This is a genomic window from Syntrophorhabdus sp. (genome assembly GCA_012719415.1).
In the GTDB taxonomy this organism is placed as follows: Bacteria; Desulfobacterota; Syntrophorhabdia; order Syntrophorhabdales; family Syntrophorhabdaceae; genus Delta-02.
The window spans coordinates 1-11,113 of sequence record JAAYAK010000138.1 but is presented as its reverse complement, the minus strand read 5'-3'; the positions used below and the strand labels follow the sequence as shown (position 1 = coordinate 11,113).

Here is an 11,113-nt window from a genome sequence, read left to right as displayed (position 1 = left end):
TGGGTTATGGGTGATGGGGAGAAGAAAAGGATGTTCGTCAGGGGGGAAGGTCTTTCCTGTGACCCATAACCTATGACCTATCACCTCTCTTCTAAAAGGTTCTTGTTCCCGGGTACAGCGTGTACTGCCGTCTCCTCACGCTGATCACGCCCTTCTTCACAAGGGATGAGACCATGCGGGAGACCGTTTCCCGGGAGCAGCCGCAGGAGTTGGCTATCTCTATCTGCGAGGGGCCCCTCTCGATGATGATGTAGTCCTTCATCCTGATGCCGAGGCGAGACCCGATCTCGAGGAGGTATTTGAGGATGCGGCCTTCGACATTGAGGAAGGCGAGCCACTTGATCCTTTCGTCGGCAACCCTCAGCCTGCCGGCGAGGACCTTCAGTATGTTGACCGAAATGGAAGGGTTTTCCATGAGAAGCTTCGTGAAGTCCGCCCTGCGCACGATAAGGAGGTCCGACGCCTCCATGGCAATGGCGTTCGCCGAACGGGGGAGCTCGTCGATCAGGGCGAGCTCACCAAAGAAACCGTCCTTTCCGATGACGTCGAGTACGTATTCCCGTCCCTCCTCATCGTAAAGGCAAACCTTCACCCGCCCTTTCAGAACCACGAAAAGGGCGTTGCCGTCCTCTCCCTCCTGGAAGATGAGCTGGCCCCTGTGGTAGGTGTTGACGTAAAGGATCCTGGAGATCGTCTCCAGTTCGTTGTCCTTGAGATCCGCAAAGAGGTTGACGCTTCTGAGGTTGTCCGCGTACCGCTTCATCTCCCCCCGCCGCTTTTTCACATGATACTAACTGTCGATGAATTGTTCAACCTTTTTGAGAGATTCCGGCACCTTTTCCCCCGGTATGCCTCCCTGCGCGATGGCCGGTCCCCCGCCGCCCTTTCCACCGTAATGCCCGGTGAGGTTCTTGATGATCCTCCCCGCGTTGTAGCGCTTCTGCAGGTCGCGGCTCACGGAGGCGACGACGAGCCCCTTGCCCTCGTCCCCCGCCGTCCCGACGACGACAACGCAATCTTTCACCTTCGACCGCACGACGTCCGTCACCTTTCTCAGATCGTCGGCGGAGGCGTTCTCAACGAAAAGTGTAACGATCTTCGCGCCCTCCCTGTCAGGAGCTTCCGCGATGGCGCCGTCGACCCTGTGGGCGATGATGTCCTGTTTGAAGCGGTCAAGCTCCTTTTCCTTGAGGGCGATCTCCGCGAGGAGGCTCTCGACGCGCTCTTCGACGCGGTCGAACTCGGTGTTCGTCCTCTTCGCGATGGCCTTCACGGTCCCTTCCACCCTGCGCTTGTACGCGAGGGCGCCCTTGCCCGTTGTCGCCTCTATCCTGCGGACACCGGACGCCAGGGAACTTTCACCGAGGATGTAGAGGCTTCCTATCTGGCCCGTATTGGCGACGTGAGTGCCCCCGCAGAGCTCCCGGGAAAAATCGCCGATGGTTATGACGCGCACCGTCTCGCCGTACTTTTCCTCGAAGAGGGCCGTCGCTCCCTCCCGGATGGCTTCCTCGCGGCTCTTCACGTAGATGACGACGGGCACGCAGTCCATGATCTTCTCGTTGACGATATCCTCTACCGCCCGTATCTGCTCCTCTTTCATGGCCTCAAAGTGGGTGAAGTCGAAGCGCATCCTGCCCGCCTCGACGAGGGAGCCCGACTGTTTGACGTGGTCGCCGAGGACCTTCCTCAATGCATACTGGAGGAGGTGGGTAGCCGTGTGATTGCGCGACGTGCCCTTCCGCTTCTCCACATCGACGGCAAGAGACACACTGTCTCCCCCGTGGAACGATCCCCTTTCGACGATAACGCGGTGGGCAAAGAGGTCTTCCTTCACCTTCGTCACGGCGGTCACCCGTGCCGTAGCTCCACCACCGGCAAGGGTGATCGTCCCCGAGTCGTCGACCTGGCCCCCGCTTTCGGCGTAGAAGGGCGTCGTGTCCAGAAAAAACTCGCCCTCTTCCCCTTCGGATATCTCATCCACCGTGCCGTCCCCGACGAGGATGGCCCTGATGACGCCTTCGTCCTTCAGGGTGCCGTAGCCGGTGAAGGTGCTCACGAGGCCCCGGCCGAGTATGGTGAGATGGCCTTCGTTCCATTCCTCACCCTTGATCTTCGAGCCTGTCCTGGAACGCTCTTTCTGCTCTGAGAGGGCCTTCTCGAACCCCTCCCTGTCAAGGACAAGACCGTCTTCCAGGGCCATGTCCGTTGTTATGTCGACGGGAAAACCATAGGTATCGTAAAGTTTGTAGACAAGCTCCCCGGGGATGACGGCGCTGCCCTTTTTCTTGAGGTCCCCGGCGAACTCTTCATAGAGCTTCATTCCCATGCCAAGGGTCTCGATGAAGCGCTCTTCCTCACCCCGTATGACCCTCACGATGTAGGAATGGTTGTTCTTCACGTCGGGATAGGCCTCTTCCATGATGTCCACGACGCTCTTCGAGAGGTCGTGGAGGAAGTCCTTCTGTATACCCAGTTTCCTGCCGTAGCGAAGGGCCCTCCTGATGATCCTCCTCAGCACATAGCCCCTGCCCTCCTTCGAGGGGAGGATGCCGTCGTTGATGATGAACGTGGCGCCGCGCGCGTGGTCCGCGATGACGCGGATGGCGATGTCATTCTTCTCCGATTCGCCGTAGGCGCATCCCGCTATGTCCTCGATGCGCCTGATGATGGGAACGAAGAGGTCCGTATCGTAGTTCCCGATCTTACCCTCGATGATCGACGTGACGCGCTCGAGCCCCATCCCGGTGTCGATGGAGGGCCTCGGCAGCTTCGTCATCGTGCCGTCGGCGCCGCGGTCGAACTCCATGAAGACGAGGTTCCAGACCTCGAGAAAGCGGTCGCAGTCGCACCCGACGGCGCACGTCGGCCGGCGGCACCCCACGTTCTCGCCCAGGTCGTAGAGTATCTCCGAGCAGGGGCCGCAGGGACCTTCATCACCCATGGACCAGAAGTTGTCCTTCTCATCGAGGCGCACTATCCTGTCGGGCCGGACGCCCGTCTTTCTCCAGATCTCCTCCGCCTCGTCATCCTCGCGAAAGACGGTCACCCACATCTTCGACGCGTCGAGCTCGAGCTCCTTTGTCAGGAACTCCCACGCGAAGGCAATGGCCTCCTTCTTGAAATAGTCGCCGAAGGAGAAGTTGCCCAGCATCTCGAAAAAGGTGTGATGCCTCAAGGTCTTGCCGATGTTGTCGAGGTCGTTGTGCTTGCCGCCGGCCCTCACGCATTTCTGGCACGACGTCCCCCGCACGTAGGGCCTCTTTTCGAGGCCGAGAAAGAGGTTCTTGAACTGCACCATGCCGGCGTTCACGAAGAGAAGCGTCGGGTCCTTTTCCGGCAGGAGTCCCGAACTGGGCACTACCGTGTGGCCGTTCAGCGCAAAATACTCGAGGAACCTACTTCTGATCTGTTGCGATGTCACCCGTCTCTCCCTTCTTCAGTCCCGCCTGTATCATGATCCTCTCTTCGACCTCCTTCATCGTCTCGGGGTGCGTCTTGAGGTACTCTTTGGCGTTCTCCCGGCCCTGGCCTATGCGTGCGTCGCCGTACGAGTACCAGGTCCCCGCTTTTTCCACGATGCCCATCTCGACGGCGAGGTCGATGACATCTCCCTCGCGGGATATGCCTTCGCCGAATATGATGTCAAACTCCACTTCCCTGAAGGGCGGTGCAAGTTTGTTCTTTACGATCTTCACCCTCGTCCTCGACCCGATGACCTCCTGACCGTCCTTTATCGCGGCGATCCTGCGGATGTCGAGGCGCAGGGAGGCATAGAACTTGAGCGCGTTCCCACCCGTCGTGGTCTCGGGATTCCCGAACATGATCCCGATCTTGTGGCGGATCTGGTTTATGAAAACGACGGTGGTCATGGACTTGCTCGTGATCGCCGTGAGTTTCCTGAGGGCCTGCGACATGAGCCGAGCCTGAAGGCCCATGTGGGAATCCCCCATTTCCCCTTCGATCTCGGCCCGGGGTACCAGGGCAGCGACGGAATCGACAACGACCACGTCGACCCCTCCGCTGCGCACGAGTATCTCGCTGATCTCGAGGGCCTGCTCTCCCGTATCGGGCTGCGATATGAGGAGGTCGTCGGTGTTGACACCGATCCTTTTCGCGTAGCTGACGTCAAGGGCGTGCTCGGCATCTATGAACGCAGCGCTGCCCCCCGTCTTCTGGATCTCGGCGACGACCTGGAGCGCCAGCGTCGTCTTGCCCGACGCCTCGGGCCCGAAGATCTCGACGACCCTGCCCCGGGGAATGCCGCCGATGCCGAGGGCGAGATCGAGAGCGATGGACCCGGTGGAAACGACGGGAACGGCCTCGAGGGCTTTCGCCCCGAGCTTCATGATGGCGCCTTTTCCAAAGAGCTTCTCTATCTGAGATACCGCCATGTCTATGGCTTTGCCTCTATTGTCTTCGTCTCTCACGTCGATGCCTCCCTTCTGGGTTTTCGGGTTCATCTTTCTCCTTTATGTCGTCCCCGTATGGGGCCTCTTCTCGCTGCATCTCTGGGGTCGTTTCATTTCTCCACACCCAGTTCCTTCTCGAAGAGCGGCTCGTACGTCGCGCCTTCCCTTCCGAGGATGCTCTTGTAAAGAATGATACGCTCGATCGCGAACCGCGGACATTCCAGGGGAGGGGTGTCTCTCTCCAGAAGAGGCGCGGGCACTTTCATCCTCCCGAAGGTAATATGAGGGGTGAAACCCCGTTTCTCTCGTTCGTAACCCAGGGCTGTGAGTCGGGTCTCTATATCATGGTATATCGAGCGGATGATGTCAACTCCTTCATCGATGGTGGCGACAATGACCCGGGGCCTTCGCCTGTCGGGAAAGGCGTCGATGCGCTTCAGCGTCGTTTCGACCCCCGGGTAGGGCCCGGCCGCCCCGAGGACCTCCGTTATCTCCCGTGCCCGTGCGTCCGATATCTCCCCGAAGAACCTGATGGTGATGTGCTGTCCTTCGGGCCTGACCCACCTGACGCCCGGAACGCTCTTTGCCATGGCCTCCGACACCTGCGAGAGGTATGCCTTGACCTTCGGGGGGATCTCGAAGGCGAGAAAGGACCTCATCCGCCCACCTTCCCTTCGAGATGGTCGAGGACAAAAAGAAGCGCCTCGTCTCCGGAGCGCCGGCGTATCTCCCGTCTTGTGCCCTCAAAGAGGAACCCGCGGACGGAGGCCGTGCCCCGCGCCGCCAGTGAGATGAAAACGGTCCCGACGGGCTTCTCCGGCGAACCGCCCGCGGGCCCGGCTATCCCCGTGACGGCAACGGCGATATCGGTCCCCAGTCTTTCCCGCGCCCCTTCAGCCATCGCCCGGGCGACCTCTCCGCTCACGGCCCCGTGACGCTCTATGACCTCCGCGGGGACGCCGAGAAGGGCCGTCTTGGCCCTGTTGCTGTACGTCACCACGCCGCCTTCGAACGACGCCGACGCGCCGGGCACGGAGGTTATCCGGCCGGCTATGAGCCCTCCCGTGCAGGATTCGGCGGTGCATAAGGAAAGGGACCGCGCCGTCAGGGTCTTGACCAGTTTCTCCTCGATCTTCATATGAACCTCGTCCACAGGAGAACAAGGATGTTCGCGAATATGCCGGCGACCACATCGTCCCCCACAACGCCCCAGCCACCTTTGAGCCGTTCCATCCGGCCCACGGGAAAGGGCTTGAGGATATCGAAGATGCGGAAGAGAACGAAACCTACGGCCACGTTGACGAGTGTCGCCCTGTGTCCCGCCATGGCGACGCACATGCCGGCGAACTCATCGATGACGATGTGGCCGGGGTCTTCGCCCTCGAACCTCTCCATCGTGACCGTCGCCACGGCGAAGACGATCAGAACGACGGCGAAGAAGGCATTGCCGAAGACCGCCGGGAAGAGCCAGATCAGCGCCGCGGCGAGAACCGACGCGTAGGTCCCCGGCGCTCCGGGGATAGAGCCCACGAAACAACAGGTGTTGAAGAAGGAAAGGACCGCGTCAATGGGTCTTCTTTTCACCATAGACTTCTTTTTCGTCAAAGACCTTCTTCCCGATGACCTTCCATCCATCCGACCAGGCGCGGTAGAAGCAGCTCCAGTACCCGGTGTGACAGGCCGCCCCCTTCTGGTCCACGATAAGGAGGATGGTATCGTTGTCACAGTCGATGCGGACCTCCTTCACGGCCTGGGTGTGGCCCGAGGTCTCGCCCTTGAGCCAGAGCTTCTGCCGCGACCTTGAATAATAGTGGGCGGTCTTCGTCTTCAGCGTGAGATCCAGGGCTTCCTTGTTCATGTAAGCGACCATGAGAACGTCCTTTGAGCCTGCATCCTGCACGACAGCGGGCACAAGCCCCTTTTCATCCCATTTCAGATCATCCATTGCGACTCCTCATTTCTATGCGTATTACTTATCATGTCTCTTTTTTGACCTGTTTTTTTGGCCGACGGGCTTCCTACAGCCTCACGTTCACGCCGCGGTCCCTCAGGTAGCGTTTCGCGTCGACGACCGTGTGCTCCCGGTAGTGGAATATCGACGCGGCGAGGACGGCGTCCGCCTTCGCCAACGTGAGCCCTTCGTAGAGGTGTTCCAGGGTCCCCACTCCACCCGAGGCTATGACGGGGATGTTCACGGACTCGGCGATGGCCCTCGTCAGATCGATATCGAAGCCGATCTTCGTCCCGTCCCGGTCCATGCTGGTAAGGAGTATCTCCCCCGCCCCCAGCTCCTCCACCTTCTTCGCCCAGCCGATGGCATCGATGCCTGTCGGCCTGCGGCCTCCGTAGGTGTAGACCTCGAACCCTCCGCCTTCGCGTCTCTTCGCGTCGATGGCGACGCATATGCACTGGCTCCCGAAGATCTCGCTCGATTCCCTGACGAATTCGGGGTTCTCCACCGCCGTCGTGTTGACGGTCACTTTGTCCGCCCCGGCCCTTAAGATGTCCCGGATATCGTCCAGGGAGCGTATGCCGCCTCCCACCGTCAGCGGCATGAAGACCTCGTGGGAGACCCGCTCGACGACGTCGATGATGGTCCGTCTCTTCTCGTGGGAAGCGGTGATGTCAAGAAAGCACAGCTCGTCCGCCAGTTGCTCCTCGTATGCCTTCGCGTTCTCCACGGGATCGCCGGCGTCTTTGAGCTCGAGAAAATTGGTCCCTTTTACGACCCTGCCTTCCATGACGTCAAGGCAGGGGATGATCCTCTTAGTCAGCATAACCCATAGCCTCCTCGATGCCTATGAACCCCTCGTAGAAGGCTTTTCCTATGATCGCCGCCCAGACGTCCATCTCCGCGAGGCGTCTGACGTCGTCTATGTTCGATACGCCGCCGCTCGCAATGACGGGCAGCCGTGTCATTCCGGATATTGCTTTGAGACCGGCAAGATCGGGGCCGCTCAGCATCCCGTCCCGTTCGATGCTCGTGCACAGGACGGCCATGATCCCGATGCGCTCGGCAGCGCTGAGAATGGCCCCCGGGTCCCTGTCGACGGCGTTCTTCCAGCCCCGCGACATCGGCCTGCCCCCGAGAAGGTCAAGTCCGAGGACGATGTTGGGGAACCGCGTGAGTCCCTCGAAATACTCCTCGTCTTCCAGGGCGCGGGTGCCGACGATGATGCCGTCAACGCCGAGGTCACTGTAATATTTGATGGTATCGTCGGTACGAATGCCGCCCCCGACCTCCATGTATCCTTTCACCATGGAGCGGATCTTCCTGATGATGTCCCCGTGGACGGGCTCGCCCGTCCGGGCGCCGTCGAGGTCGATGATATGGAAATCCCGGGCGCCGCGGCCAACCATCTCTTCGATCAGCGAGGGCGGGTCGTCGCTGTAGACCGTCACCTCCTGGAAATCACCTTTCCTGAGGCGCACGGTCTTGCCGCCCATGAGGTCCATCGCAAAGAGCGCTTTCACTCCGCGGGCTCCGTCGTCTCCTTCGGCTCGACGAGTTCGTCCAGTCCCGCGTTGATGCCTTCCCCGGCAAGCTCTTCCGCCGTTACCCAGCGCGCTCCCCTGCGAAAGAACTTTCCCACTGTCAGCAGGTTCTGCGTGAGGGCCTTCTGTTCTTCCGAGTAGGCGAAGATCTTGCCCACCATCCTGTTCTTCATGAGGTGCATGTGGAAAGCGACCGAGGCGGGCTTCTCCACGGCGAAATTGCCGCCCTTGCGCTCCTGGAAACGGTAGACAAGGACATGAATGTACGGCTGGTCCGGTTTCATCCCGTCGGAGTACCCGATATTCCGCTCCGTGAGCGCCGTCTTGAGCTTTTCCCTGATGATTACCGGGGCGTCGGTATGTACGACGCCGGGATTGATGGCCCTCCCGCATACGGGACAATGCATCTCCTTCCCGGGGTCCGTGAGCGTCTCCACAACAATGCCGAGGTCGCCCATGGCATGAACGGACGAAACGCCAAAGGCGACGGCGAACACTCCGACGAAAAGAAGCCTCCATACTCTCGCCAACGTTATGAACATGTATAAATTCTATAGGAAAACCGCACCAAAAGAAAGACAAAAAAGACGGTTCCAGGGTTCAAGGGTTCAAGAGTATCAGGAACTTCGTTTCCCTGTCCTTCCCCTTGAACTCTTGAACCCTGGAACCTGGAACGGATCTGGTTTTCGCGAAGGCGAAAACTAGATCATAAGATACTTCCGTTTCACCTCTTCATTCGCTTCCAGTTCCTGAACCGTGCCTTCGAAGCGGATCCTGCCGTTATCGATGACGTAGGCCCTGGTGATCATCTTCAAGGCCGAGCGGACGTTCTGCTCCGACAGGAGGATGCTGATGCCGGCCTCTTTGAGCCTCAGGATCTGCTCTTCCAGGTCCCGGACGATGAGCGGGGCGAGGCCCTCCGTGGGCTCGTCGAGGAGCAAAAGCTCGGGGCTCCCCATGAGCGCCCTCGCTATGGTGAGCATCTGCTGTTCGCCGCCGCTTAAGTGCCCGGCACGGCGCGACCGTATTTCCCTCAGGGCGGGGAAAAGACCGTACACCCTTTCCTTGTCCCATTCGTTGCCCCGACGATGGACTATTTCCAGGTTGTCATCGACGCAGAGATCGGCAAAGACCCTGCGGTCGTCGGGGACATAGCCGATACCCTGGCGGAAAAGCATGAAGGGCTTGCGCCCGGCGATCCCGGTCCCCTTGAAGGTGATCGTTCCCTTCCGCGGCGGCACGATGCCCATGATGCTCTTCATGGTGGTCGACTTTCCCGCGCCGTTGCGCCCCAGAAGGCCCACCACCTCGCCGGCCCTGACGCGTAAGGTCACGCCGAAGAGGATGTGGCTTAAGCCGTAGTAGGTATCGATGGCGTTCACATCAAGCATGTGTCGCTCCCGCCGAGATACGCGTCCTGCACCTCCTGGCAGCACCTGACGTCGTCGCAGGTACCCTCGATGATCGTCGACCCCCGCACCATGACCATGATACGATCCGATATGGAGAATACGATCTCCATGTCGTGCTCGCAGAAGAGAATGGTGATGCCGAGCTTCTCCTTGAGCTGCCTGATGAGATCGATGCAGCGTGTCGTCTCCTCAGGCGACATCCCCGCGGTGGGCTCGTCGAGTATGAGGAACTGGGGGTTCCCCCCGAGGGCGATGGCGATCTCAAGGACCTTGCGCTCGCCGTGGGAGAGGGCCGCGCTCGTGGCGTCCCGTATGTCAATGAGGCCCACGTTCTCGAGGATCCTTTCCGTCTCTCCCACGGCAAGCCCCGCCGATGGCGCGAAGAGGTTCCACGTTCTCTTCTGCTGCGAAAGGACGGAGACCTGGACATTCTCAAAAACGGTGAGCCGGGGAAAGACGTTCACCACCTGGAAGGACCGCGACATGCCCCTGCGGCAGACCTTGTAGGAGGGAAGCCCGGTTATGTCCTCACCCTTGAAGAGGACCTTTCCGTCGTCGGGCTTCAACACGCCCGTGATAAGGTTGAAAAGGGTCGTCTTTCCCGCCCCGTTCGGCCCTATGACGGCGACGACCTCGCCTTCCTTCACGGACAGGCTCGCATCGTTGACGGCCTTGAAGCCGCCGAAGGATTTCTTGAGTGAGGTCACTTCCAGCACGTAAGGCTCCTTGCTCCCATCATGCGCTTCTCGCTTTCTTCTTCACGAACCTGTCGAGGTATCCGAGGACACCGTTCGGCAGGAAGAAGATGACGAGCATCATGATGACGCCCAGGATGAGGGCCCAGTACACGGTGATGCCGCTGACATAGGTCCTGAGGAGAACTATGATCCCGGCTCCCACCATGGGGCCGAGAAAGGAGAACCACCCGCCGAGGAGGCACATGATGATGAGCTCCAAAGAGAGTGTCCAGAACATCATGTCGGGAAAGACCGTGTTGTCCACGACGACAAAGAGCGACCCGGCCACGCCCCCGAAGAAGCCGGCGATGGTCAGCGCGAGGAGTTGCTGGAGCTTCACGTTGACGCCGATCATCTCGGAGCGCACCGGGTTGTCCCGTATCCCCTGGAGGGCGCTCCCGAAGGGGGACCGTATCATCCTGTAGAGGATGAACATGGACACGGCGGTGACGATCAGGGTGAAGTAGTATGCCCCGTTGGGCGAAGAGACGATGTCGGGAAGGGGGACGCCGTGGATGCCGTCATCACCCCCGGTGAAGGAGTACCACCGGTAGACGATGGCCCACACCAGCGACCCCAGCGATATCTGGAGCATCCCGAAGTAGAGCTTGGAAAGACGGATGCAGATGGCCCCGATGACGAACCCCATTATCCCGGCGGCGACGGGCCCGACAACGAACCCCAGCCAGGGTGACAGACCCGACTTGATGATCATGAGCGCCGTGCCGTAGGCGCCGACGCCGTAGAAGACGGCATGGTGGAACTGGAAGACCCCCCCGTAGCCGAGGACGAAATTGAGGCTTGTCGCGCAGAGTCCCGTCAGGAGGATGATCGCCGCCAGATAGACGTAGAACCTGTCCAGGAACAGGGGGAGGAGGAAGAGAACGATGAGTGCGGCAATGACCCAGGGAGCTTTGCCGCGAAGAAGAGGGCCTTTCATGCGTGACCCCTCACCATGTCGACCTCAAAAGCCCCGTCGGCCGGAAAAGGAGCACGACGACCACGGCCAGGTAAGGGAAGACGATCCCGAACTGGGGCCAGACGAGAATGCCGAGAG

Annotated in this window: 14 protein-coding genes; all 14 read right to left on the bottom strand. The window is 60.1% G+C overall.

What is annotated here, in order from left to right:
- Nucleotides 1-91 precede the first annotated feature (91 nt).
- Complete coding sequence (locus tag GXX82_08935) at nt 92-763, bottom strand: Crp/Fnr family transcriptional regulator (protein NLT23158.1); 672 nt, start codon at nt 761-763, stop codon at nt 92-94.
- Nucleotides 764-790: 27 nt separating this feature from the next.
- Nucleotides 791-3,424, bottom strand: a complete 2,634-nt coding sequence (alaS, locus tag GXX82_08930) for an alanine--tRNA ligase (GenBank protein ID NLT23157.1) — start codon at nt 3,422-3,424, stop codon at nt 791-793.
- Nucleotides 3,399-4,463 carry a recombinase RecA gene (gene recA, locus GXX82_08925; protein ID NLT23156.1) on the bottom strand — a complete coding sequence of 355 codons (1,065 nt, stop codon included), beginning with the start codon at nt 4,461-4,463 and terminating at the stop codon, nt 3,399-3,401. The genes alaS and recA overlap by 26 nt, the downstream gene beginning before the upstream one ends.
- A gap of 59 nt (nt 4,464-4,522) precedes the next feature.
- On the bottom strand, nt 4,523-5,071 hold the full coding sequence (gene thpR, locus GXX82_08920; protein ID NLT23155.1) for an RNA 2',3'-cyclic phosphodiesterase: 549 nt from the start codon (nt 5,069-5,071) through the stop codon (nt 4,523-4,525).
- Nucleotides 5,068-5,550: a CinA family protein gene (locus GXX82_08915; protein ID NLT23154.1), complete on the bottom strand. Its 483-nt coding sequence runs from the start codon at nt 5,548-5,550 to the stop codon at nt 5,068-5,070. Before GXX82_08915 ends, thpR begins: the two co-directional genes overlap by 4 nt.
- Entirely contained in the window at nt 5,547-5,999 is a 453-nt protein-coding gene (locus GXX82_08910; GenBank protein ID NLT23153.1) for a phosphatidylglycerophosphatase A, read from the bottom strand. Before GXX82_08910 ends, GXX82_08915 begins: the two co-directional genes overlap by 4 nt.
- Nucleotides 5,977-6,357: a phosphoribosyl-AMP cyclohydrolase gene (gene hisI / locus GXX82_08905; GenBank protein NLT23152.1), complete on the bottom strand. Its 381-nt coding sequence runs from the start codon at nt 6,355-6,357 to the stop codon at nt 5,977-5,979. The genes GXX82_08910 and hisI overlap by 23 nt, the downstream gene beginning before the upstream one ends.
- 73 nt (nt 6,358-6,430) lie before the next feature.
- Nucleotides 6,431-7,189 carry an imidazole glycerol phosphate synthase subunit HisF gene (hisF, locus tag GXX82_08900; protein NLT23151.1) on the bottom strand — a complete coding sequence of 253 codons (759 nt, stop codon included), beginning with the start codon at nt 7,187-7,189 and terminating at the stop codon, nt 6,431-6,433.
- Complete coding sequence (locus GXX82_08895; protein ID NLT23150.1) at nt 7,179-7,886, bottom strand: 1-(5-phosphoribosyl)-5-[(5-phosphoribosylamino)methylideneamino] imidazole-4-carboxamide isomerase; 708 nt, start codon at nt 7,884-7,886, stop codon at nt 7,179-7,181. Before GXX82_08895 ends, hisF begins: the two co-directional genes overlap by 11 nt.
- Nucleotides 7,883-8,449, bottom strand: coding sequence for a hypothetical protein (locus tag GXX82_08890; protein NLT23149.1), 567 nt, complete (start codon nt 8,447-8,449; stop codon nt 7,883-7,885). Before GXX82_08890 ends, GXX82_08895 begins: the two co-directional genes overlap by 4 nt.
- Nucleotides 8,450-8,608: 159 nt before the next feature.
- On the bottom strand, nt 8,609-9,298 hold the full coding sequence (locus GXX82_08885; GenBank protein NLT23148.1) for an ABC transporter ATP-binding protein: 690 nt from the start codon (nt 9,296-9,298) through the stop codon (nt 8,609-8,611).
- On the bottom strand, nt 9,286-10,035 hold the full coding sequence (locus tag GXX82_08880) for an ABC transporter ATP-binding protein (GenBank protein NLT23147.1): 750 nt from the start codon (nt 10,033-10,035) through the stop codon (nt 9,286-9,288). The genes GXX82_08885 and GXX82_08880 overlap by 13 nt, the downstream gene beginning before the upstream one ends.
- A gap of 19 nt (nt 10,036-10,054) precedes the next feature.
- Nucleotides 10,055-10,996, bottom strand: a complete 942-nt coding sequence (locus GXX82_08875) for a branched-chain amino acid ABC transporter permease (protein NLT23146.1) — start codon at nt 10,994-10,996, stop codon at nt 10,055-10,057.
- Nucleotides 10,997-11,006: 10 nt separating this feature from the next.
- Nucleotides 11,007-11,113, bottom strand: a 107-nt coding sequence (locus tag GXX82_08870) for a branched-chain amino acid ABC transporter permease (GenBank protein NLT23145.1), incomplete at its 5' end; no start/stop codon positions are given.